We start from the raw sequence: 25,621 nt of genomic DNA, 5'->3' as shown, positions 1-25,621 counted from the left end.
ACCCTTCTCCATAGAGAAGGGCAAAAGAGTATTAATAATGTCTTCTTTTTTTGATTCCACAATATTCAACCGTGACATGACAGTGTTTTTTACACTTTGTAGGGACATATTTAACTTTGGTAACACAAGTTTTCGTGATTTTTTTGTAAAAACACTTTGGTCTTGGATGATGACATTTATGATGCTTTCTATACATATTAAAACCTCCCTGATCGTGATAAGGTATTCTATGAGCGTGGCACTGTTTCGGAAATGTATAAACGTCTATTATTGTATAATAATTCCTTTATTAGGCTTTTGTGTTACAGCTGAAGGTTGGTTCTCTCTAGTAAAAGAGTGCAATGACAAAAAGCTGTACACCTACCAAGCACGATGATATATTGAATTTAATTAATTTGTTAATAAACCTAACTAACTATAAGAGGATGCGATAACATGGCTGGTACACCGCAATTTATCCGCAATCTGAATGAAAATCTCATTATGGATGCCCTCATAACTCAGGGAACCATGTCGAGAGCGGATATCAGCCGCCAGACCGGACTTAGTAAACCAACGGTGTCTTTGGCGGTCGAACATCTGATTGACCGTAATCTGGTGAGGGAAATGGGGCCAGCTGACAACGCTCAGGGTCGAAAAGCAACCCTCATTCGTTTCAATGAAACGGCTTATTATGTCTGTGGTATAGATATCGGCGCATCACGTATTCGGATTGCATTATCCAATCTGAATGGAGAGATCATTGCCTATCGAACATATCCCATGGTTGTTCAAGGAGCTTATGAGCGAGCAGAAGCGACGATGCTCGAGCTCCTTCGAAGCCATATGAACGAACTGCTTGATGAGAATCATCTGAACTGGGATCAGATTCAGTGCATCGGGTTCGGTATACCAGGCGTAGTGCTGCCTGAATCAGGGCGTATCAATCGTATTGTGGACCCTTTAGCGGGTCTGGAAGAAGCTTTCTCTCTAGAATCGTTGTCAGGAGCTTTTCCCTGTGAAGTAATTCTGGAAAATGATGTGAATCTTGCAGCGCTTGGGGAGTATAGGAGTGGTGCAGCAGCAGAATATCCCTTGTTTGTTTTTTTCTCCATCGGTACAGGGACGGGCGCTGGCATCATGGTGCATGGCCAACTGCTTCGAGGTTTAGGTGGCTTAACTGGAGAGATCGCGGAGATGCTGGTGGACGATGGCCGACGTCTGGAGGAAGTGCTGTCCGCTGATGGTCTGATGCAACTGGCGAAAGATTATCTAGATCAGCATGATGAACTATTATTGGAGGCTGCTGATTCGGGTGCAGATGATCTTCACAGACACCTGACTCCCGAGAGGTTATTTGAAGCTGCGCGCAGTGGAGAAGTAGAGGCGTTAGACATTCTACAACAATACAGCAAGAAGATTGCTTCCGCTCTGCGTCAGATTAGCGTTGTGCTTGCACCGGATCTCATTGTGCTTGGCGGAGGTGTAGGAGGGAACGGTGATGTGTTATTGCCTTTACTGAGGCAGATTATATCTGAGCAATTCCCTGTGCAACCACAGTTAATCTGTTCCAAGCTTGGTGAGCAAGCTGTTGTCACTGGCGCGGTTCAGGTAGCCGTACAACAAACGATGCTGAACCTTCAGCAGGCCATGGAATAAGAGATTGGATATACAACATGTGAGGAGGGAAAAGGCATGACAGAATCCGTGAAAAACGTAAGTAATAATTATCAGCCCAATCAGGATGGTACGGTTAAAAGTGATCCATCCGGCTGGATTGCAGGTATTGACATTGGAGGCACCAAAACATTAATGCTCTTGTCATCACAACAGGCTGGAAATGAAGTTCATGAACGTATCTTGCCTACGCTTGCCAGTGATCAGCCGGATGAGTTCTTCCGATGGTTATTCACTGAATTGGAAATATTCTGCCGCGAAGTTGGATGCAGTCTGGATCAACTTAACGGTGTAGGCTTGGGATTCCCTGGTGTGGTTCTACAGGAGGAGGGGATACTGCGAAATGCTCCGGCTTTTCAGTGGCCTGAGCTAGATATTCGCCCTGTTATTGCGAAGTATTACAGCGGGAATATCATGTTGGATAATGATGTGAATATGGCCGCAATGGGAGAATATGATCAAGGGGCAGCACAGGGACATCAACACTGTGTAATGGTCACGGTTGGAACAGGCATTGGATCTGCTCTTATCCTGAATGGACAGCTCTATAGCGGCCAGAATGGAGCAGCAGGTGAGATTGGGCATTTCATTGCAGGGGACGAAGGGCTTCATACCGGTTATGTTGCTGATGCGGATTCCTTTGGCGTATTTGAGCAAGTGACTTCAGGTACGGGAATTACCGAACAGGCGAGGCGTTATTTTGCTGCTGGAAAGGGAAGTTCCTTATCCCTGATCATGAGTCTGGCAGGAGGGGGAGCGGAACAGATTGAAGCCAGGCATGTATTCAAAGCAGCGGAGTCGGGTGATCTTGCTGCCCTGGAGATTCTGGAACTACCCATGCGTTATATGGCGAGAGGTCTGGCGAATATTACGGCTTTACTCAATCCTTCCATTATAGTGATCGGTGGTGGCGTGGCTGCATCCAACCCATCCTATTATCTAAATGAAGTGCGCACACGCCTCCAACGTTACACTGTTCTGCCTACACTTTTAGCTGTAGCTGAACTGGGGAACAAAGCAGGAGCAATCGGGGCGTTGGCTGCAATCAAGTCGAGTCTGACACGCACTTAAAAATAGAGAATAGGCGAAGCAACTACAGAAATAAAGGATGGAGATCCGGATGAGAAGTAGACATATGAAGGCTTACACAGAGAAAATAAAAGCCGATTCCAAGGATGCAAAACGTGTTTTACTCCAATTGCAGGGCCTATATCTGTTTATGGGGCTAGCTGGTGGGATGTTTAACCCGTACATTAATCCCATATTGGTAGCACAAGGGTTTTCCAGTAAAGAAACCGGATTTATTATGGCGTTTGGCACACTTGTATCCATTATTCTTCAACCAATATGGGGAATTCTGGTAGATAAGTTTAAAAAGACACGGTTCGTACTGGTGATAAGCCTGCTTGTTCCTGCATCGTTAGCGTATTTCTACAATATTCAAGTGTACTTTATATTAATATTGATTTATACTTTATGCACTATATTCCAAGTGACTCAAATACCCGTGGCTGACTCCTATGCGGTTACCGCCGCGAGAGCAGCCAATACCTCATATGGCATGATCCGACTCTTCGGCAGCATAGGAACGGGAGTTGGTGGATTTGCCGCAGGGATGTACCTCTCCCAGTTTTCCATTCACATGTTATGGCTACCATTTCTCCTGTTTAACATTCTGAGCGCCATACTGGCAAGTACACTTCCCCGGCAGACGAGCATATCCTCGTCCTCGGTAACTTTCTCCGTAGGTTTGGCAAGATTGCTCCGAAACCGGACATTCCTTCTATTTCTAACAGGTTGTTTCCTGGTTAACCAAACGCTCACTGCGTTTAACTCCTTTTTTGTTATTTCATTTCAGATGGCTGGCGGTTCTGTGACCATGACAGGTACAGCACTGTTGCTGGCGTCAATTACTAATGTTCCATCCATGTTGGCAGCGGCATTCATACTCCGAAAATGGGGACATGAACGGACGATGCTGCTTGCAGCGGGGGCGTATATGTTACGTTGGGGAATACAATGGCTATGGCCGACACCTGAGGTCATGATTGGCGTTCAGGTGCTGCATGGGTTATCCTTCGGATTCTTTTATATTGCAGCTGTGGAATATGTGGCTTCCGTTACGGGACGGGAGATGCAGGCCACAGGTCAAAGTTTATTTAACATGGTATTTGCTGGCCTGGGCGGAATTGTTGGTAATATGCTTAACGGATATTTGCTCGATTCCGGCGGTCCATCACTGATGTATCTGGCTTGCACGATCAGTGCAGCACTAGGATCAGTGATTCTGTATATCGTCAGCAGGCAGGCCAAAGAACAGAGAAGAGCATACTCATTAGAATAGAGATGGAAGGAGTTGGAGCCTATGAAAGTAAATCTGAAGCGGAATTGGCACACCAAGTTGATGTATTCGTATTTTCCTATTTTTCTGCTTACGATTTCCATTCTGATCTTTCTCTCCTTCCTGATTGTCAACGAACTCTCACGTAACGAAACGCAAAAAGCCGACATGATCTCCACCCGCTATATCGTGGATACACTGGAGCGCTCGCTAAGTGACATTGAACTTCGGTTGCTTGAAGACATTGGTGCAAACAAGACATATAGTCGCTTTCTGGAAGCTGGACAGGGACAATTATCAAGTCAGTTCATCTATGATGCGGCAAGTGGGCTGGGACGTATGCTGGATCAGCAGGATATGATTCAATCCATTTATCTCTATCGCATGTCCGATTCCCAGATTCTTACGCCCAGAGGCATGATGCGCTTGGAAGATTTCGAAGATCGTGCCTATATTGAGCAAGCCTTGAAAGATCGCGAGAACCTCGGTTGGAACTTGCCACGTGATTATAAGGAACGTTCCTTCGACGTACCTTCACAGGTGATTAGCATGAATAAATGGCTTCCTTTACCGTGGGGCGGGGAAGGACTACTCGTCATTACCATCCGCATGTATGCAATAGAACGGCAGATTGATAACATGACCAATGAAAAGTTATCTGTTCTTCAGGTTCGGGATAAGAGCGACAATCTGATCTATACCGCGCATCAAATGGACCCTTCAGCAGGTGAAATACTTAATCGTGTGACTGCGGACAAGCTTGGTCTGGTCTTTGAGAGTGGTATTCAATCCGGACAGCTGTATTCATGGGTATCCCTTGTTTCTTATGTGTGGATCGGTATTGGTTTATTAACAATCGTTGGTGCGGTGGCTGGACTAATCTACATTACTCGCAGAAATACACGCCCCATTCAGCTAATCATGAATCGAATTCAGGCGTTACAGCCACGTGCCGAAGAGGATGAAGCAACTCCATCCGTCAAAGATGAACTGGCACTTATCGACCGTGCGCTGGAACATCTGATTGCTCAGACGGTTGACTATGAGAAACAACATCATGAAAACTTGCTGATTCATCGCAGACAGTTGCTTGTTGATCTGATGGAAGGAGAGCGAATGGATTCATTCCGTCAGCGACTTCGCCATCTGCAACCGCTAGAGGAACGATTCATGGAACCGAAGAGTGTTGCTGTCCTCATTGCGGAGATGAATGGTGACGATCTCTCGACCAATCAGAATATTCTGAAGATTGCGCTCATGAACGTAGTGGAAGAACTTGTGCAGAATGAGACCCAGTTCGGCGGTTGGGCTGAATGGTTTGGGAACCGCAGGCTTATTGTGGTGATTGCATCGGATGAGCAGGAAGGACTGGACCGTGAATTGCTTATGGATCTGGCTAAGCAGATGCATATGTGGATTGCGGAACACTTCCGACTCCGGTTTACCTTTGGCATTGGACGAACCGTATCGGGCTGGGAGGAGGTTACTCGATCCTATGCGAGTGCAGATGCTGGATTGCAGCATAGACTTACGCTTGGTAAAGATGCCATCGTTCTCAGTGAGCAACTGCCGGATCGTATTGAGCTGCAATCGTACAAGTATTTGCAGATGCTCGCAGACTTTGTCCGTGAATTCAGACTAACCGGTGATGGTTGGCGAACGCAGCTGGACCAGATGTTTGTTGCGTTCAGCGAAGATCAGATTACAGATAACGATATTCGCATGTTGCTGCAGGCGTTAATCCAGATGTTGTCCCGTGAATTCGGGGAGCTGTCTGAGCGGTTGCAAAGCCAATTTGCCGAGGAAATCCTGACTCGTCTTCGCAGTGATATCCAGCAAGTGGAGACACTGGAGGGGATTCAAGAGATTTTGCAGGAGTGGCTTAAAGAGGTTTATCGCAATTATGTATCTGTGAATGAAACGAAAAGTCATCGCGCGATGATCAACGAGCTGCGGATTTATATTGAAGAACATTTTGATGATCCGGATCTGTCGCTGAAACATCTGAGTGATCGGTTCCAAATCTCGGGCAAATATGCAAGTTATCTGTTCAAGGAAGAGTTTGAGATGAAGTTTGTTGATTTTCTGGTGAAACTGAGGGTCGAAAAGGCCTGTCGTCTGTTGTCTGCAACCGATATGGCTGTTCAGGATATTGCTCTTCAAGTGGGTTATGCCAATGCCATCTCTTTCGGCAGAGTATTTAAACGGATTATGGGCGTGACACCAGGAGACTACCGCAAGCAGGGTGGAAAACAAGGGGATCAATAACGGAATTGTATGTGTTAGAACATCCGAGTATCGGGTAAAATCCAATAATCCTAGAGATATCTATGAAATCTCCTGTATGAGGCAATAAGGTTTCGTCCCTTATCGTCCTTTGCAGGAGATTTTTTTGGTGTTTAACCACGATCTTAGGCCAGTGTGGCTGGTATGTTGTTAAGGAATTTTACGAATGTCCTATACTAGCATTATGACAATTCATAGATTAATAGGGCAGGAGTGAAAATGATGTACAAACACGGACAGCAAGTATGGGGATCGGTAGATATCAGTAAACAGGTTACCATCACAGCAAGCAACAACACATTTACATTTCATGTAGATGACTCGTCATATACGATAACTATACCTGTTGGTGCCTACACGACAAGTCAACAAATGCATGAATCCGAACTTATTCAGGCCATTTCGAAGGCAGGGGCGGCTCAGAACGTTCCTGTACGATTTATTTTGGGTGGAATGCACTATGATGAGAAGTATAATGTATTGATTTTGGAACATACGGACACAAGCAGCGAACATGTTATCGATCAATTTGCGGGAAATGCCATCGATACGTTGTTTGGTCAAGTGAAGTTTAATCTTCCGGCGAGGAATTAGTGCGTTGAATCGTTCTACACGTGCTGCTTAAACAAGGAGATCACATAAGATGTGGTCTCTTTTTCTTTTTTTGAAGAGAGATTTAATGGAAAAAAGATTATTGCAAGCTGGGCGATGCCAGATTGGGTGTGAGAAATCGACCTTAACGCAACTTAATATGTTAATATAGTTAACATTAAAGGCGTGAAAATTGTATATTGGCAGGAAATATGTTTATATATCGCGGTATTTAACTTAAAAACCGTGAAATTTACATTTTGAAAATAGTTTATTGTCTGATTATCGGATTACATGTAATGATTAGTGACATTCACAGGTGCAACGAAATGGGATGAACAAAGTGGAGTGGCAATCATGTGAATTCATTCAGAGAGTGTGCGAAAGGGGAAAGGTCAAATGAGATTATTTCAAAGACGTAAGGCAGGCAAGGCAAGTTCAATCCTCGCAGTGGTAACAGCATTCACTCTATTATTATCTGCATGTTCATCAGGAAGCGAATCAACATCTTCATCTGGAGAGTCGGGTTCGGGGGAAAAAACGACTTTGAAAGTGGAAATCTTCGATCGGGGAAACACTCCGGCGGGCTACACCATTTCGGACAGTTATCTGACTCGCTTCATTCAAGAGAAGTTTGGTGATCCAAACAACATCGACGTTCAGTTTGTTCCGGTACCACGCTCGGAGGAAGTACAGAAACTTAACGTTCTGATGGCGAGTGGCTCTGAAGTACCTGATATTGTCTTTACCTACGATTCGGGAACATTCAACCGGTATGCAGAGCAAGGAGGTTTGACCGAACTTACGGATCTGATCAATCAAAGTGGTCCTAACCTGAAGAAGTTCCTGGGAGATGAAACGCTGGCCTACGGTCAATACGATGGACAACAGTTTGCGGTTCCAGGTAAACGTCTTGTACTTGGGAAGTACGCATCCTATGTTCGTCAGGACTGGCTGGACGCGCTCGGATTGCCTTCCCCTGAGACTGCTGAGGAGCTGCATACAACACTGAAGGCCTTTAAGGAAAAAGATCCAGGTAAGGTTGGCACAGGACTAATCCCAATGGGGATGTCGATTGCCTCGGCTCAATATGAGCCACTGATCTGGTCATTCATTGAACCGCTGACGGAAGAACAGAAATATACATTAACGCAGCAACTGGGTTCCAATGACTATCCAACGTTGTTGCCTGGTTTCAAGGACGCCCTGAAATATATGAACACACTTTATAATGAAGGATTAATGAGCAAGGACTTTGGACTCGACAAAGACAAGAAAAAGCTGTGGGAAGATGTATCTAACGGCAAAGTTGGATTCTACACTGAGGATGCGGGGGAGATTTATATCTCCGGTACGTACAAAAACCTGCAAACCAATCAACCGGGTGCAGTGATCACACCAATTGATGCATTCAAAAACTCGGAAGGCAAATTCGCCAAACCGGCATATGCACCCAATGCAATGTATGTCATGATTCCGAAATCGAGCAAAAATGCGGAAGCAGCGATGAAGTATCTGGATTGGATGGCTTCGGGCAACAACCTGTTCGACCTGCAATTCGGTGTTGAAAATGAGAACTACGAACTTGTGGATGGGGTCCCATTGATCAAAGATGATGCTTCTCCTGAAATCGCAGGCCGCATCTATAATTCCGGTGACATTGCCATTATCGTGAACGGTAAATACGTTGGGGATGACAAGAAAAATGAAGAGGCCTATGTCGTTCAGGTAGAGTCGAAGTATCGGGATGATATGCGCAAGTCGGTAGCGATCTCTAACACGGACACCATTCAACCGGTACGTTTCTCCAAACCGATTGATGCAGAAGCACGTTACGGTAACGGCTTAAAAGACAAGTTTATGGAGTTTTTCGTTAAAACAACCATTTCCAAACCCGCTGATTTTGAAGCCACGTATGACAGCATGATGAAGGACTACATGGCGAGCGGTGGCCAAGCAATCCTGGATGAACGTACAGAAGCTTACAAAGCGATGAAATAAGTAGAGTAGAGATCACATCTAATGTGTATGACAACAAAGAACAGGGATTTCATTAGGGCGATGGTAACATCGCCTTGATGAAGAATCCTGAATGACATGGGGGGAAGGTATATGAAAACAAGCATCTATTTCCGCAGAAACTGGCAACTATATGCGTTGCTCCTACTGCCCATGATCTACTTCATTATTTTCAAGTATGGGCCAATGTATGGCGTGCAGATTGCGTTCAAGGATTTTAACTTCTTTCAAGGGATCTCCGGTAGTGAGTGGATTGGCTTGGATGCATTCAGAGAAGTGTTTCAAAATCAGGGATTTTACACTGCATTACGCAACACGTTAGTGCTTAACATGCTGGATCTACTGGTCTCCTTCCCGGCACCACTTATATTAGCCATCTTATTGTTCGAACTGAAGAAGGCCTGGTTCAAAAAGTTGGCACAGACTTTACTGTACATTCCTCACTTTATTTCGTGGGTCATTATTGGAGGGATCGTACTTCAGGTATTCGGTACACAATCCGGTTTTATTAACAATATCTTGATGAGCATGGGATTTGATCCATTACCTTTCCTTTCAGACAAAAACTATTGGCTCTTCACGTATCTTGCGGTAGGCGTTTGGCAGAGTGCAGGCTGGGGTACGATTCTGTATCTGGCATCTCTCACGGGCATTAACCGGGAACTCTACGAAGCCGCAGAAGTGGATGGAGCAAGTCGGCTACGCAGAATCTGGCACATCTCCTTGCCAGGCATCAAAACAACGATTGTTACCTTATTGATCATCAATGTCGGCAATATGATCTCCATCGGCTTCGACCGACCGTTTATTATCGGTAACGTGGCTGTACGTGAATACTCGGATGTGCTCATCACGTTTGTCTATCGTGTCGGTTTACAATCTGGTCAGGTCACGCTTGCAACAGCTGTAGGTTTGTTCCAGGCTTTAGTTGGACTTGTCTTCATACTCGGAGCAAATTATACGTCCAAGAAATTAACCGATGAGAGCATTATGTAGTGGATTGATTCACATATGATCTGTAAGGAGTGAGTGAGATGTCTGAAAACACGGCGAATCGAATATTCAACACGGTAAACGTCATTCTTATTATCATTACGATGGTGCTGTGTCTTGCACCATTCATTCATATTATTGCGATCTCGCTCAGCTCAAACCGGGCGATCGGTTCAGGAGAAGTTTCCTTTTTCCCCAAAGAGTTGTCCTTTGAGGCGTATACCAAAGTATTTGCAGATGGATCAATGATTCGTTCCCTTATCTATACAATATGGCTGACCGTCCTTAGTACTGTGCTAAGCATGGTGATGACTATCGCAGCAGCGTATCCACTGGCGAAGAGTAATCTAAAAGGGCGCAAGTGGTTCATGCTTGTCATTGTGGTGACGATGTTCTTCAGTGGCGGCATTATCCCAGAGTACATTCTGATCAAAAATCTACATTTACTCGATAGCACATGGGGACTTATTCTGCCTGGATTGATTAGTCCGTTCTACATGATTATCCTCATTACCTTCTTCAGAGGTATTCCTGAAAGTCTGGAAGAAGCAGCAGGCATTGATGGAAGCAGCCACTTCGGAACACTTATGCGCATTATCTTGCCGCTGTCCCTTCCGGTTATGGCGACACTGAGCTTATTCTACGCGGTAGGACGCTGGAATGGTTTCCAGGATGCACTCATGTATATTACCAAGCCTGAGCTATACCCTTTGCAATTAAAATTGTATCAGATGATTCAGCAAAACCAGATTACAGAACTGATGCAGAACGAAGGCATTGGTGCTGTTCAGGTCCTGCCTGAGAGTCTGAAAGCAGCCAGCGTTATATTCTCCACGTTACCGATCCTGCTTGTGTATCCGTGGTTGCAGCGGTACTTTATCAGTGGCGTAATGGTAGGTGCTGTAAAAGGTTAACAGTCTCGGGGGGGCGCATGACATGACACAACGAATGGTAGAAAAGATGTCGAAAGAGCAGCAGTATCTTATAAATCAGTCCATGTTGATGATGGATAGCTTTTATGACGAGAAAGTGGATCTGATTCGGAGTTTCGAAGAGGAGGATTCATCGCAGCACAGCACACGAGCCAGTGCACATTATGCGCTCGGGTTGCTGATTCGAAATGAGCCTGGTGATGTGGAACGCGCGATACGGGTGTTCCACAAGGTGCTCGATGTTCAATATGACGCTCCGGATGAGATCTATCACGGAACCTTCGCGACCCGACCAACTGATGTGCATCCACCAGCGGGTCACTATGCTTGGAAATCTTTTGCGCCAGGCACGGCCTATTTCCTGGAACGCACCTTTGAGAAGGTGTCTGCGCAGTTTATCCATAAACTACAGGAAGAGGGTTCTCTGCTAACAGAGGCAGCAGACCCCAAACAACTGAAACACCTTTTTTATTCGGCAGTGAATCAGGTTCTGCCACCGGTCTGGATCAGCTATGATCCCAACTGGCGCGAGTTTATCGCTTGTGTCTGTGTGGTTGTGACTGCCGAATTCGCCGAACTTATGCCGGAGACACTCATGAAACGGATGGACCATGCGATGGAGTTGGCTGTGCAAGGGTCAATAGAACGCAGGTTATCCGATGTAATCCCCATGAACACGAATATTGAGTTGATGCACATTTTCATCACCCACTACTACGGCCATCGCTTGAACCGAACAGATTGGATTCAGCATTCGGATGAACAGGCGGAGGGGTTGGTGAAGGAGTTTGAACAATACAACGGTACATTCGCGGAGTTCAATACGACAACGTATTACGGGGTGGATCTGTCCGTGCTTGGCATGTATCGAAAGTATGGACTCACGGAACGTTTGATCGAAATTGGACACCGGATTGAACATGGGCTGTGGAATAATATTGCGCTATATTACAATGCCAATCTGGAGAATCTCTCCGGCCCATTCTCTCGGGCGTACGACATGGAAATGCGAGAGCATAGTTCGATCGGTGTATTTATCTATCTCTTGCTTGGAGAAGGGTATGAATATCTGGCAGGAATCAACTGTGAGTCAGGCCATGATCCACTGATTGCGCTCCTTGGGGTGGATGTGCCCGCTGAAGCCGTGCCGTATTTCAAGGCTCATCAAGAAGATCGGCTTGTGCAGAAACGGTTCATGGAACTGTGTGAGCGCAATGATCCAACGTCCAATCGGAATTTGTGTACAGCCAAAGCTTGGATCGGTGAAGATCGGATGATCGGGGCCATGTCGGGAAGTGTGAATACCAATGGCCAGATGCATCCAGCCACGATCCACTGGCAGACAGAGACGGGTGAACGTTATTATCTACGCTTGATCCGTCGTGAGGTAGGTGAGGGCTGGAACAGCCATCTGCGCGGAATAACGTTTGATGCGGACCTCACGCCAGATTCGTTAACCATTGATGTGGAGCTGGATACGGCTGAAGAAATCGATGTTTATTTTGAAATCAGAGGGCCATTCCTTCGTCAGCAGGATATTACACCAGTGTTATGGCAGTTCCCTGGACTTACGTGTACCGTGAAGGCTGAAGCACCTGAACCATCCGTGTTAATGTACGTGAATCATGCGGAGATCATCTATCGTTATGTGCCTGGAAAGACTGCAAACAGGATGAGATTTGAATTGACCCTCCGTGAAGACAACGGTTAGAGGGATGAATAGGTATATAAGATGAACTGAACATTTACACGAGAACGAAGAGTGCAGAACCGATCTGAAGAAGCGGAGCGTTCGCCTGAAAGCTTTCTGCAAGAAAGCTGCATCGGAAGCATAAGCTATCACCCGATTTTTCCCTTTGGAGAAGGGGATCAAAAAATTTGGGGATAACAGCGATCGGAAGATGGTACTGCAATTGGAGTGATCTAGTGTAAAGTTTATTGGTTCAACTTATATAGATAGAGATAAATGGAATATGAATGGGCGATAGAATGAGAGACAGGAGGAACCAATGATGTATACGGACAAACAGGAATATTCATTCTCAACATGTTGGAACATCAAACGTCATACGACCGGACAAGGCATGATCGAGGAGATCAAGTCTCTTGGATTCAAACAAGTTGAACTGAATTATAACGTTACGGAAGAGATGCTACAGACGATAGAGCCGATGATTGAACGTGGCGAGATCGGTGTATCCAGTGTGCATAATACATTTCCGCATGTGGCTGATCCTGATTACGGGACGGATTCCGTCCTGCTTGGATTCGATGATGAGCCGCGACGCAAACGGGCGATTGAGCTGTTACTTCGCTCAGCCGAGTACGCACATCGTTATGGGGCCAAGGCTGTTGTTGTACATCCCGGTGAGGTTCCGTTTGAATACAATATAGATGAAGCGTTGAAAAAGATATACCACGATCAAGGACCGGATTCACCAGCATATCAATCTTTATGGCAAGAGATGCTGGAGAAGCGGGAAGATGGCAGCGCACATTATCTGAGCCGGATTCAGGAGAGTCTGGAAGAGGTATGTAACTTGTCGGAGCAGCGGGGATACGGGGTGAATTTCGGTATTGAGACCCGTTCACGCTGTTATCAGATGCCGACATTGCATGAAGCGGGAACGATTATTGGACAAATGAAGGGCGCGCCCCTTGGTCTCTGGTACGATATTGGTCACGGCATGATGATGGATCGAATGGGGCTGTACGCTAATGTAAGTGAGGCTAACGCGTTGATTGATCACGTGGTTGGCGTGCATATTCATGAAACCGTAGGGTTATCAGATCATTGGTGTCCATACATCCATAGTAAAGACATGACCTTTTTTGATTCGTTTTTGGATATTATCGACCGTTCTCCGGTGAAAGTATATGAATTAAAAGCCGCGTGTACACCGGAAGAAATCGATGAGAGTCATGGAATAATCACGGCTCGTATTGCTGAACGTCATGCGGCGCGTCAGCGCGGATAGGGAGCACACGCATCAAGTATGAATGCACCATATAGGAAAGTAAACCAACAGATAGAGCGGTTCAGAACAAACCTCAGGTTGTATTACAGGGTGTTCTGCCGCTCTTTTGTTGTTCTCGTAAAATGTTCCATGCTTTAACGTTTCTCAGGGAGTGTTACGTCACCGAGAATCCCTGCCTGATAGCCTTTGACTACAGCACCAATTCTGGACTTTACACCAAATTTCTGCGTAATAGAAGTTATATGATACTCCACTGTACGTTGACTGATTGCCAGATCCTGTGCAATCTCCTTGTTGGTCATCTCCAGTGCAATTCGGTTAAGTATTTCCCGTTCTGTTGCCGTGAGTGATTCCTCCAGATTAGGGGATAACATGGTCTCTGGAATAAGAACATGACCCAACATACTTTGGTGAATGGCGTTGATAATCTGTCCATACGTTGCTTGTTTCGACAAGTAGGCATGGACGCCCAGATCATAAGCTTTTAACTGGAATTCGTGATAGTTGTATCCGGATAACGATATAATTTTGACGGATAACCCGTATTGAACTTTCAATCTTCTAACAACCTCGAACCCGTCAAGCTGGGGCATGCGGATATCCATCACAACAACATCTGGTCGCAACACCTCTACTTCGGATAAAAAAAGCAATGGGTCGCTGAATGTCTTCACTACCTGTATGTCTGGTTCGCGGTTTAAGCGGTTGTTGAGACCTTCCATGACCAGGGGGTGATCATCAAGTAGTACGACTGTAATGGGTTCGCTCATTGTTCAGTTGCTCCTTTGGTTAAAGGCAAACGGATGTTGATTGAGGTTCCTTTGCCAAGGCTGGAATGTATGGTGAATTCTCCACCGAGATGCTGAATGCTGCTTTGTATGGATATCAAACCGAAGTGCCCTGTTGCAGTATCAAATGTGGTATGAACATTAAATCCCAAGCCATCATCCTCTACTTGGAGAATCAAGTCAGTATCCCTTGTATGTACCTGAATAGAGCAAAACGACGCCTGTGCGTGCTTCATCACATTCATGATAAGTTCGCGGATCGTCCGAAATACGGTGGACTTCAGAGGTTCGTGCTTCAACTCTTCAGAGAGGGCGTTGTAGTTTAGTTCCATTCTGATGCCACTTTGCATTTGAAGTGTACGGATGAGCCATTGCAACGCTTCCTCAAGATCACTTCGATCCATAATATGAGGGTAGAGATCATCACACAATTGGCGTATATCTCTTTGGGAAGCATACAGGCACTCCAGCCAAACAGCCGTTTGATCCTTATGCGTCTCTCCGGTATCGTGTAATTCCTCCAAATCACGAGACAGGAAAATCAGATTTTGAAGCAGTTGATCATGAAGGAAATAAGAGGTTTTCATACGCTCTGCCTGTTGGGCTTCCATCATAATATCATTGAACTGCCGATGGCGGCGTATCTGGTGTTCATGAAGAGCTGTCTGGTCTACACGGTATTCATATCGCTTCTGCAGATCGGATAAGAGTCTCCCATTGACGAGCATTCGAATTGCTTCCAGCCTGCCTTTATCAATGATATCCTGTTCTTCCGCTGAAAAAAGGGTGCGATTTTCTTTGTGACCAATACCCAGAAATCCTATCGTCTCCGTAGTGGGTTCACCTGACAGCTCCCAAACCTGTGCCAAATCATATTTCTGCCGTAAAACTTCAATATTCAACGCCTGATTATCTATATTCTGAATGGAAGCAAAAATCCCTGTGCCTTCCTGAGAATATCTGTGCTTATCATCAATCCATATGACAATTACGCCTTCAATATCCAGCATCTTGTGGAACATTTCGGCAAATACATGAATCATGTCCCGCATGTTTTGCTGTTCAGCCATTCGCACAGTCAACCGCAGTTGCTGGTGTTCCAACCAGTCTTTGTTAAGTTTGTTTTTCTTGCGTGAGCGGGTGAGCATGTACTGATATACCCAAGTGATCAGCAAAAACGAGACAAACAGTAAGCTGATATGAATTACCGAATGCAGGTGAGAAGCAGCCAGAAACAGTAAAAATACGATCAAAGCATATAGTCCATGAATCATCAATCTTGGCATAACCAGTTTGAGGTCAAGCATACTCCGTTGTACAAGTACATAAGTGAACATCCATAGATAAAGGCAGAAATCCAATTAATGTGTACTCTACAGGCAATAATGGTTCACCTTGAAGCAGGGTTGGAATAGCAAAACAGATGATGAAGGGAATCAGGCTAACAAGTATTCCTGTTAACATGAGCAATAGCTGGTTCTGCTCCTTGCGATTGTAGCTTTTACGATTAACCCATGTCATCCAGATTAAGATTAGAAGGGTTGCACAAAGAATAAAGTTGAGCAGATTGGTTGGACCAGACGGTGCAACAGGAGTACTGACGGTAGTGATGCCTTGATTGATCTGAACATCGGTCATCATCCACTGCTTGATGTACAGAAATACCAGGCCTGCAGAATAAGCAACTGCAATACCTCTGCTGATAAATAGTAACCACCGGAAACGATGCAGACGGGTACGGAATACAAAAGACACATAAAAAGCAGTTAGACAGTAAGGTAACCATGCTGCACAAAAGGCCAAAATATAATTGGATAAAGGCAACTGGGATGTGTATATCGTCAGTATACATATGGCCATGGACAGGTTAAGGAGGTAGAACAGGCGCATCACTCGTGAACCGGGTTGGCAAAACAAGGCATAGGTTCCGGTCAACAATAGCAATAATTCCACTATGGATGAAAAGCCGATGTTGAACCATTCATGTGGTCCAGGCTTCATTGTATGTTCGGATGCCTGACCGTGAGAATTCTCAACGCCGATGGTGTAGGCTTCAGTCACTAAGAATACACCTCTTTGATGGAGTAACCGGACTTCTCTTTCGGGTTCCAAGGAGATAACGGTGTCACCTGATCTAATCCCGGATGTATAAGCTAAACCTTGCGGATCTACATCATGTACTGCCCAAGAATTGGAGGCATTAAGGGTCAACGAAAGTCCGATATAAGGATTCATAAATGAAGAGATATGGATATACGTGGCTGTCAGTATAAAGCACAACATTGTTACAAACCACACGAAATTAAATTTAGTTTTCATGAATCTATGTAATGAAAGTTTTAGTCGCATGCGAGTAATCATCCGTTCTTATAAAATGCATCATTGGTAAAATAAAGTGGAAAAACAAGCCATGTAGCAATGACATGGCTTGCCGAGCATCACTCTATGTTAATGTAGCAGAGTGCCTAACATTTTGTACATCAAAACTGATGATTCCTGCCTGAGCATAGGCTGCTTTGATCTATAATCCACAGCACCGCTGCTGGATATGGATACTTCCGGACCGTAGAGACCTAGAGCAACCACAAACTGGACACCTTCTTCAGCCCAACGATCCTGTGAACCGATGAGATCGGCAGTTACGGCAGGTGCGCCAAGGAGTTGTTGTGCCGTTCTCGATATGATCACCGCGGCCTCTTGCCTTGTTATGGCTTGCTCGGGATGGAACAATCCACGAGTATTACCTTGCACAATACCCAGTTCAAGGGCTGTTTGAATGTAGGCGGCATAGGGACTTGATTGGGTATCTTTAAATTTTGGTGATTGAGCTGAAATGGACATTCCGCTTATGCCCACGACCTGTGCTACAAACTCCCCACGACTAACAGGCTTCTCTGGTTCAAATAGGGTTTGATCCTGTGGATACAGGCCAATCTGTGTTAAACGATAGATGTACGGAGCATAGGGATGGTCTTCTGGCACATCTTCATAAGGTCTGGCTTCTGGCAATTTCTCGGACCAGCTGTCTGACTTGTTGTAATAGAAATACGTGATTTCACCTGACTGATTTTTTTTGAAACCAGCAAGCTTACCGTCCTCATCCATGAACAACATGTCCTTAACGGGTGTTAAAGTATGAGTGCCATAAGCATCTATAACCTGAAGACCTTTCTCTGTTGCTGAAATATCATATAACCATGCAGGCAGACGGATATCTCGATATAGTCCCTCGTAGGAATGGAGTGAAGACTCGGGTACGCTATAATTGACATCTTGGACTTCATTACTCGGATAAAAATGATCCATAAATGCTTGAAAAAGCGCTTCTCGCAGATCTGGTCCATCACTGTTGGAGACGATAAATAGTCCAGTCTTCTCGTTAGGCAACAGCCACAGATTGGAGTGGAATCCGTCCAGATCGCCTGCTTTACTCACGACTTTCCGTCCATGATTATACTGCGAATAGGTGGATTCGAATCCGTAACCTGTTCCAGGTATATCCGGGTGTATGGAGACATCCAGCGTTTGCATTGCTTGGACGGATGACGGTTCTAGTATACGTGCACCCTGGTACGAACCTTGATTGAGCTGCGCAAGCATAAAGTGAGCCATATCCCGTCCAGTTGTAATGAATCCGCCCTCAGGGGAGCTGTCCGGTACATTGGGATATTGCGGAAGTTCTTGTCCTTCAGCGCCATAAGGAATTGCGAGTTTACTCAGCGTGTCTTTGCTTAGTGTAAAATGGCTATCCGACATATCAAGAGGGTTGAATATATGCTGTTGTACATAAGTCTCAAACGGAAGTTTGGACTGTTTCTGAACGATGTAGCCCAAGAGTGCATAACCGTAGTTGTCGTAACGGAAAACTTCTCCTGGATTGCGAACAACGGACGGTTTGTTGTCCTGGATGAATTGCTCAAGCGGATAAGAATGATTCAACTCCCTGGGTGTAGCTGCTGCATCTGTGAAATCAAACCCGCTGGTGTGGGTCATCAGATGTTCCAATGTTAACGCTGTTCCGGTATGGTTGGTCAGATGCAAAGCATCTGTGTATGCGCTGATATCCTGATCAAGCTTTACGTTACCTTGCTCGGCCAATTGCATAATGGCAGTTGCTGTCAGCGTTTTGGAGATGGAGGCTACACGGAATAGAGTGGAGTCGGCATCGACGGGGATTTGTTTTTCCACATTGGCATAACCATATCCTTTGTTCAACACGATCTGTTGGTCGTGAACAACGGTGACTACCGCACCTTTCAGAGCAGGCTTCATTTCAGGTTGGGCAAAGAATTGATTGATGAACGATTCAGTTTCCTGAGGGCTTACCTGAGGAAGAGGGAGACTGCTCTCTGCCGATACACTGGTCATCGTGGTGATACTTAGAGATGCAACCAGGAGGATGTTGGCTACAGTACGTTTCCACCTGTGATTCGATTTGTAGCTGTGTTGTTGTTGTCGAGTTGGACATGTTGCTACGTGAGATTTCATGAAATTCTCCTTTGGAGTTGAGATATGTTCGTTCTCTAACATTTAAGTACATCTATAATCTATCAGTTCGAATGTAATGGCGATTCCGTAGTACGCACTTATTACGGCAGGACTTCCGCAAACCTTTTTGCGTGATCCCGCAATTGTTGAGGATGAAGAGTGAGTTTGGAATGATCTTAAATATATGAAAAGAGGTATTTGTCATGATGGACCCAACGGGGATCTCGACAAATACCTCTTTTTGTTTCGTCTTTTTATTTTCCATGCGAAGCCTACATAGTGCAAAGGAATTGGGAAGTAGATTTTATAAAACTACTCGTACATCCGTCGTTCAAGTTCAGCATAGGCTATGGCTGAGTCATTACTGGAATTATCAATATAAGCGACGGATGCAGAAGGGAGCGGCCAGGTTACTTCTTTTCGGACGAGAGAAGCTCTGAAGGCATCCCAGTTGGCTAACTTCCATTCATCTAGTGGGGATTTCCTTGCTGAGATCCGTTTGTGATACAACGCTTCATTCTCTAGATAAATATAGGCAACTCGCACATCCGTATCCTCCAGAGAACGTCCAATTTGTGCAAGTTCCTGAGTAATCCAATCGCGAGTTCCAATTTCTTTGGTGAACGGCCCGACAACCATCGTATCGATACCCAACTGCACGTTATCCAGAGCGGCGTCCATCGTAATGCGGTACCCAAGATCACGGCACAACCTTTTGTATTCAGGCGAATCTCGGTCGGATGGATCAAGTCCCTGAAGGGTCATGATCGCCTCAGCCGCGGGACGAAGCAGAATATCCATATCGAAGAAAGCCGCTTTATGTTTACGGGAAAGGGCTTTGGCAAGTGTAGTCTTGCCACTTCCAGCCCCGCCGAGAAAGAAAATTAGTTTGCTCATGAATGTAATGCCTCCTTTAATTAGATTCAAAAAATAGGATATGTAATTGAAAAATACACGAGTATATAGATTTATCATTAGAGTTCGTGAATGAAAGGACTTGTTTATTTTAACATAAATAAAGAAGCTTGTTGGCTAGACAGAAAAGGAAGGATAAGGTAATATCATACCTAGTTGTTCTATGCATAGGTTTCCGATGTATATAAAAAGAAGAGATTTAAAAGTGTATTTTTCAAAATCTAAAAATTCTTGCTAAATGAATTGAAAAGGAAGGAGTGAGCGCGTTGCAGGTTAACAAACAAATGATTAAAGGCAGTACCGAAACATTGATTCTGACCCTGCTTCAGGAACGACCGTTGTACGGATATGAATTAATCAAGGAACTACATCGTCAATCCGAGGGTGTGTTTAATCTGAAAGAGGGCACGTTATATCCTATTTTGCATGCTATGGAGATTGAAGGTTGGGTAGAGTCGTACTGGATGGAGGTTGAAGGCCGTAAACGGAAATATTATTCGATTCGTGACAAGGGCATGGAGGCCTTAAAAAGTAAAAAAGCAGAGTGGAATTTGTTCCGTAGAGCTGTGGATCGGGTGCTTGGGGAAGGAGGCCTGACATGACGAATCGACATGAGCGAATTCAGCATTATCTTGATCACATGTGTGTTGAGGTTAAAGCTCGCGAAGTACATAACGACCTGCGTGATGAGTTGGGAAACCACATGGAAGAGATGATTTTGGATAAAGAACAAGAAGGTTATACAGAGGAAGAAGCAATTGCATATGCCATTGAACAGATGGGTGATCCCGCTGTCGTAGGCAAGAGTATGCACCGATTGCATCGCCATCGTATGCATTGGGCGCTGTTAACGGGAATTGCCAGTTTGCTAATCATAAGCCTGTTGCTGATGTGGATTTTTACGACAAATATCGCAGTTAAAATCTCTCAGTTCTTTTATATAAGTCATGTGATCTACACTATTTTTGGTTTAGTACTGATGGTGTTTTTGATGTATTTTGATTATCGAAAATGGAAAAGGAATGCTTGGTGGATATATATTTTACTCACGGGCCTGTTGTGGATTAATCCACTAGTATCCCCGGTTAATTATGGCGTGCAACGGTTCTGGAGCATATTGGGGTTAACAATTGATCTTACGACGATATCCATGTGGGTATTGCCCCTCGCCATAGGTTCGATAATGCTGGATAAGCTGCGTACTAAGTTCGACGTACAATCCGTCTCAACGTATATTCTTCTTGTGGCTTTGCCATCATTCAGCTTATTTCAAGCTTCAGATTGGGTACGATTATTTCTATTCGGAACGGCAACTGTCATCATGTTTGCCTGGATTACACGAAAATGGATTTTTACTTTCATTGGAACTACTATAATGGGAAGTGTCATTTTATTTCAATTGTTTTTGACAGGTGAATTTAGGCGGTTTGAGAGACTCTCAGTCGTTTTGAATCTCCAGAATGATCCGTTAGGAATCGGTTACAATAACCAAACAATTATGAATATTCTTCATTCCGCCGGATGGTGGGGAAACGGTTCTGACACTTCTTTTGACCATCACTTTAAAGGGTATTATATGGACTATCCAGGTGTAATGCTTATTGATGTATTTGGTTGGTTAGCAGGCATACTGCTGTTGCTTGGAATCGTATGGTTTCTTGCTAGTATGCTGAGAATGCTACCTCGTGTACTCGATGTATTTGGTCGTATGATCGTGTTCAGCATTACGGTGATGTTTTCTTTGCAAATGCTTTACTCCCTTGCGATGACTACGGGAAAGGTTCCGATTGTCAGCGTTACTTTCCCTTTTATTGGATTTGGTTCTCATGTGATCTTAGAATACGCCATGATGGGTTTACTGCTTGGAGTATATCGACGTAAAGATACTATTTCATTGAGAAGCAAACAGGGAGAGCCGATCACGACAATGTCAAAATAAAATTAAAAGACGCGCGATCAGATGGTACCAGTATATAAAGTATATAATACGATGTCTAATCAAACTGACGTGCTAGTGCGTCAGAAGGAAACCAGATATGACGCAGGTTAATCCAGCCCTGGCTGTTGAAAGATAGACCACGTACCGAAGGCAGATAAGCGGTTTCTACTGGTTTTTCGGATAAATGGAATAGTAAATTCTGATCAACCAAAAATTGTTCAATTCGATCTAAATCAGAAGTTCGATCTGCTGCGATGGGAGAGGCGACGATGGTTTGCAAGATCTCATGGATCGTTATACGAGTAGAATCTTCCAGATGCTCAGATAATGTAGAGTAGAGATCATACCTTCGCAGTTCTTCATCCCTGTCCCGAATGAGAGAGAAGAGAATCAGATCAGACTCCAGCCGGAGATTTCCTTTGAACTGCTCCATCGTAGCGGTTCGGACGGTACAGGAGAAACCGCACTGCTCCAGTATGGACGCCAGATGTTGGGCATCCCTGCGATACTGTGGGATGGTCGCAATTTGCAGTGAGATGGGAGTAGACGAAGTAAGTCGTTTAGTAATATCTCTAAATCCCTCCGGGTCAACCATCCCGGTATTCACCGCACTAAAATCAGTCTCCACGACTTCAGAGTCATCTGCATGTCCGTCATCTCTATACATTCCAGCAAGGCATGACTGAAGGTGTGCTCTTACTTCCGGATCGTTTAACGGTCCGGTTTTTTGTGTATTACACGTGAGTAATTTATGAACCATTACACCTGCACTAATCTGTGTCCATTCTGCACCCGCAGACGAAGACGGATTATGAACAAGATGAAAGAACGGAGTTTCGATATCTTGGCTATCGTCCATTTTTGCCGAGGCACTCCACGGAATTTGCAGGATATCTACCCGGTCCATGTGTGCTCTACCTTGAAAATATGATGAAAAGGCTTCAAGTCTGCACAAGTGATCATCCCAGGCGGTGACCTTGAACGGTCCCGTCCCAACAGGTTTTTGCATCCCATGCAAATCACTCGAATGCTTCATCTTATGTTCGTTTGTTCCTGGTGAGGGTACAATCGCCGCACGACTTGTTGTCAGGAAGGACAAAAACAATTCATGAGGATTTTTAAGCTGGAAACACACGGTTAAGGAATCGACCGCTTCAATAGATAGAATCTGTTTACTTACATCACGGTACAGTGTTCGGCGATCTGTAGATTGCAGTCGTTCAAACGTATGCACTATATCATGGGCCGTCAACAACTGACCATCGTGAAATGTAATACCTTTTCGTAAATAGAAGATCCAGGTCTTTCGGTCTGCACTGACATCCCAGGTATGAGCGAGACATGGGAGGATCTCTCCCTGTTCACCCCGCTGAACCAACCCGTCAAAGACATGGCTGGTAACAAAGGATTCAGCTAATAGATTAATGTACAGCGGATCAAGCGCATGAAGCTGTTGGCGCAGGGGCAACCGAAGCGTATCAATCTGCTCATTATTGGTGCCGGCTTCCGTATGATGTCCTGAATACCCTAGCAACCACTGGTTTAGATGATCCTGCATGATTGTTGAACTGGAGAATGCGCTCACCTGCTCGGCAGCTTCCTGTAACTCCCGGCGATTCATGGCCTGCATCATATATTCTGCGGCGATTTGATCAGCCGGAACAAGCAAAGTCAGTGAAGAACGTCGACCACGACCACGCTGGGAAACCCAGCTAATCCAGTCATGGGCAACCATCTTTTTGACAATCGTTAACGTATTGCGGTGTGTACAATTTAGCAACTCCGCGAGATCGGCGAGTGTAAGTTCATGTTCTGTATGGTGACCGTAATGACGATGTAACAGCAGATATTGCTGATGTAATTTCAAGTGTTGATTCCCTCCTGGAGGTGAACTCTGACGTATTTATCTAAAATAAGAAGTTTTGTCGATTTTAATTTCTATTTATATTCCTATTTTATCATCTAGAATATAGCATAGAAAGGTTAATGGAGGTATTTCCCATGATTGATAAAATAATGGCTTCACCGCAACGCGCTCTAATCACGCTACTGTCTGCATGGATGCTGGCGATCATTCACCAGTATTTATTCTATGGTAATGAGATTGGCGTATCGTATCCTATCTTTGTAATTCTCTTTTATGTGTTCATGTATCTGTTTGCACGGGACCGCATGAGGTCTTTCAAGTTCATTGATGCTTTTGTGGCGGCTGTAGTGCTATTGTTGTCGCTAACTTTCCTGTTATACGACAATGAACTGCTGTATGTTCTTAATTTTCTGGTTGTACCCGGCGTAGGTATTTTACATATGACGTATCTGATGGGCAGAAAACAGAAGCAGTGGTGGGAGATTGGTTTGATTGGTACGGCTATTGACCACTTGCTGCCTCAAGCCATACGTCATTGGGGGACTGTTGCTGCTATTGCTGTGAGAGCAGGCGGGCGTGGCATGGGCAAATCCCAAAAAACAGTTGTTTTCAAAGTACTCATTGGTCTTGTGGCGTCCTTGCCTATCCTCATTGTAGTCGTTGCATTACTGTCCTCCGCTGACGGGGTCTTTGATCAGTATTTAGCCGGTTTTCCGGAGTGGCTGAATCAATTGGCTTTTACTCCAGGGATACCGAGAATCATCTGGATTGTCATCGCAGGTATATTGCTGTTCGGTTATGTATGGGGATTTGTACAGCCAATGCAATATGAGGCAGAGAAGAGAGCGAACGCACATTGGAAAAATGGAGTAGCATCCACGGTTGATAAGCGTGATCACACCTATATATTCTCTCCTGTGGGCCCGGCCACTGAAGGTCAGGTTACCAATAAGATTACACCCGAGCCCGAACGCACTCCGGTTCATCGGGAACCATTCAGATTGGACCCCATCATTGTGGGGACGATGCTGATTGTCATTAACTGTGTGTACGTTTTGTTTGTACTTGTACAGTTTTCGTATCTGTTTGGTGCAGGAGAGGGGCATCTTCCGGTAGATCTGTCTTACGCAGACTATGCGAGAAGTGGATTCGCAGAGTTAATTCTCGTCACAGGTATTAACTTCTTTATTCTTATTGTTGCTTTGCAGTATACTTGTGCGAGTGGCAAAGCGGGTTCCATCGTGCATCAGGTACTTCTCCTGATTCTGGTCAGTTGTTCAGCAATTATGTTGTATTCCGCGTTTATGCGCCTAAATCTGTATGAGCAGGCATATGGATATACGTACATCCGCTTCCTGGTACACGCATTCATGATCTTCCTCGCACTCCTGTTGCTGATTGCTGGCCTTCGTATACGGTACACGTCAATACCGCTGATCCGCTGGTATATCGTGCTGGCGCTCACAGCTTATGTTGCAGTCAACTATGTGGGCATGGATAAACGGATTGCCGAGCTGAACATAGAACGTTATCATCAGACTGGCAATATTGATGCAACCTATCTGGCAAGTCTGTCGGCAGATGCAGTTCCGTTACTTCGAGAGTTTGCTCAGGAGGAGTATCCGGATCTCAAGAAGGAAATGCTGGAACGTCAAGCCTACTTGGACGAGGATTCATCAGATCGTTCATGGCCTTCTTATAACGTGGCAAGACACCGAGCTGAGCAAGAGTTGTCCAAATTGAGAACGGAATAGCTGAATAGTAGTTGTTTTCACGTACGGATTTATGCAAAAACAATATGTAAGTGTTATAATATAAAAACTAACCT

Annotated in this window: 19 protein-coding genes; 13 read left to right on the top strand and 6 right to left on the bottom strand. The window is 44.9% G+C overall.

Features of this window, described 5'->3' with window-relative positions; all coding sequences use genetic code 11:
- The first annotated feature begins 435 nt into the window (after positions 1–435).
- The 10 genes from QF041_RS07610 to QF041_RS07565 all read left to right on the top strand — a co-directional run bounded on the left by QF041_RS07610 (position 436) and on the right by QF041_RS07565 (position 13,796).
- Positions 436–1,638 carry an ROK family transcriptional regulator gene (locus tag QF041_RS07610; RefSeq protein ID WP_307413293.1) on the top strand — a complete coding sequence of 401 codons (1,203 nt, stop codon included), beginning with the start codon at positions 436–438 and terminating at the stop codon, positions 1,636–1,638.
- Positions 1,639–1,674: 36 nt separating this feature from the next.
- Positions 1,675–2,727 (top strand): ROK family protein, encoded by a 1,053-nt coding sequence (locus QF041_RS07605; protein ID WP_307413292.1) that lies wholly within the window; start codon positions 1,675–1,677, stop codon positions 2,725–2,727.
- Between the two features lie 49 nt (positions 2,728–2,776).
- Complete coding sequence (locus QF041_RS07600; RefSeq protein WP_307413290.1) at positions 2,777–4,000, top strand: MFS transporter; 1,224 nt, start codon at positions 2,777–2,779, stop codon at positions 3,998–4,000.
- A 21-nt stretch (positions 4,001–4,021) separates the two neighbouring features.
- Positions 4,022–6,265, top strand: coding sequence for a helix-turn-helix domain-containing protein (locus QF041_RS07595; protein WP_307413288.1), 2,244 nt, complete (start codon positions 4,022–4,024; stop codon positions 6,263–6,265).
- Positions 6,266–6,502: 237 nt separating this feature from the next.
- The gene (locus tag QF041_RS07590) at positions 6,503–6,877 is read left to right on the top strand and encodes a hypothetical protein (protein ID WP_307413286.1); all 375 of its coding nucleotides are present in this window, start codon (positions 6,503–6,505) and stop codon (positions 6,875–6,877) included.
- A gap of 396 nt (positions 6,878–7,273) precedes the next feature.
- Positions 7,274–8,875 carry an extracellular solute-binding protein gene (locus QF041_RS07585; protein WP_210107936.1) on the top strand — a complete coding sequence of 534 codons (1,602 nt, stop codon included), beginning with the start codon at positions 7,274–7,276 and terminating at the stop codon, positions 8,873–8,875.
- Positions 8,876–8,986: 111 nt separating this feature from the next.
- A complete protein-coding gene (locus QF041_RS07580; protein WP_307413284.1) occupies positions 8,987–9,889 on the top strand; it encodes an ABC transporter permease in 903 nt (300 codons plus the stop codon).
- Positions 9,890–9,927: 38 nt separating this feature from the next.
- Positions 9,928–10,800, top strand: coding sequence for a carbohydrate ABC transporter permease (locus QF041_RS07575; protein WP_076249554.1), 873 nt, complete (start codon positions 9,928–9,930; stop codon positions 10,798–10,800).
- 22 nt (positions 10,801–10,822) lie between these two features.
- On the top strand, positions 10,823–12,529 hold the full coding sequence (locus QF041_RS07570; protein WP_307413282.1) for a hypothetical protein: 1,707 nt from the start codon (positions 10,823–10,825) through the stop codon (positions 12,527–12,529).
- A 301-nt stretch (positions 12,530–12,830) separates the two neighbouring features.
- Entirely contained in the window at positions 12,831–13,796 is a 966-nt protein-coding gene (locus tag QF041_RS07565; RefSeq protein ID WP_307416920.1) for a sugar phosphate isomerase/epimerase family protein, read from the top strand.
- A 134-nt stretch (positions 13,797–13,930) separates the two neighbouring features.
- On the opposite strand, the gene QF041_RS07560 is transcribed toward QF041_RS07565, so the two are convergent.
- The 5 genes from QF041_RS07560 to QF041_RS07540 form a co-directional block, all read right to left on the bottom strand.
- The gene (locus QF041_RS07560) at positions 13,931–14,566 is read right to left on the bottom strand and encodes a response regulator (protein WP_307413281.1); all 636 of its coding nucleotides are present in this window, start codon (positions 14,564–14,566) and stop codon (positions 13,931–13,933) included.
- On the bottom strand, positions 14,563–15,891 hold the full coding sequence (locus QF041_RS07555) for a sensor histidine kinase (RefSeq protein ID WP_307413279.1): 1,329 nt from the start codon (positions 15,889–15,891) through the stop codon (positions 14,563–14,565). Before QF041_RS07555 ends, QF041_RS07560 begins: the two co-directional genes overlap by 4 nt.
- The gene (locus QF041_RS07550) at positions 15,884–16,645 is read right to left on the bottom strand and encodes a hypothetical protein (RefSeq protein WP_307413278.1); all 762 of its coding nucleotides are present in this window, start codon (positions 16,643–16,645) and stop codon (positions 15,884–15,886) included. Before QF041_RS07550 ends, QF041_RS07555 begins: the two co-directional genes overlap by 8 nt.
- Positions 16,646–17,032: 387 nt before the next feature.
- Complete coding sequence (locus QF041_RS07545; protein ID WP_307413276.1) at positions 17,033–19,072, bottom strand: serine hydrolase domain-containing protein; 2,040 nt, start codon at positions 19,070–19,072, stop codon at positions 17,033–17,035.
- A gap of 312 nt (positions 19,073–19,384) precedes the next feature.
- Positions 19,385–19,969: a P-loop nucleotide/nucleoside kinase family protein gene (locus QF041_RS07540; RefSeq protein ID WP_307413275.1), complete on the bottom strand. Its 585-nt coding sequence runs from the start codon at positions 19,967–19,969 to the stop codon at positions 19,385–19,387.
- Between the two features lie 284 nt (positions 19,970–20,253).
- Between QF041_RS07540 and QF041_RS07535 the strand changes: the two genes are divergently transcribed.
- Positions 20,254–20,589, top strand: coding sequence for a PadR family transcriptional regulator (locus tag QF041_RS07535; RefSeq protein WP_181155366.1), 336 nt, complete (start codon positions 20,254–20,256; stop codon positions 20,587–20,589).
- Positions 20,586–21,926 carry an FtsW/RodA/SpoVE family cell cycle protein gene (locus QF041_RS07530; RefSeq protein ID WP_307413273.1) on the top strand — a complete coding sequence of 447 codons (1,341 nt, stop codon included), beginning with the start codon at positions 20,586–20,588 and terminating at the stop codon, positions 21,924–21,926. Before QF041_RS07535 ends, QF041_RS07530 begins: the two co-directional genes overlap by 4 nt.
- Positions 21,927–21,981: 55 nt before the next feature.
- On the opposite strand, the gene QF041_RS07525 is transcribed toward QF041_RS07530, so the two are convergent.
- Entirely contained in the window at positions 21,982–23,793 is a 1,812-nt protein-coding gene (locus QF041_RS07525) for an ABC transporter substrate-binding protein (protein ID WP_307413271.1), read from the bottom strand.
- A gap of 134 nt (positions 23,794–23,927) precedes the next feature.
- Here QF041_RS07525 and QF041_RS07520 point away from each other — a divergent pair, with 134 nt between their 5' ends.
- The gene (locus QF041_RS07520; RefSeq protein WP_307413270.1) at positions 23,928–25,547 is read left to right on the top strand and encodes a DUF4153 domain-containing protein; all 1,620 of its coding nucleotides are present in this window, start codon (positions 23,928–23,930) and stop codon (positions 25,545–25,547) included.
- Positions 25,548–25,621 lie beyond the last annotated feature (74 nt).

The sequence above is a fragment of the Paenibacillus sp. W2I17 genome (assembly GCF_030815985.1).
In the GTDB taxonomy this organism is placed as follows: Bacteria; Bacillota; Bacilli; order Paenibacillales; family Paenibacillaceae; genus Paenibacillus.
The sequence above is the reverse complement of the archived record's forward strand: the minus strand, read 5'-3'. Positions and strand labels throughout refer to the sequence as shown.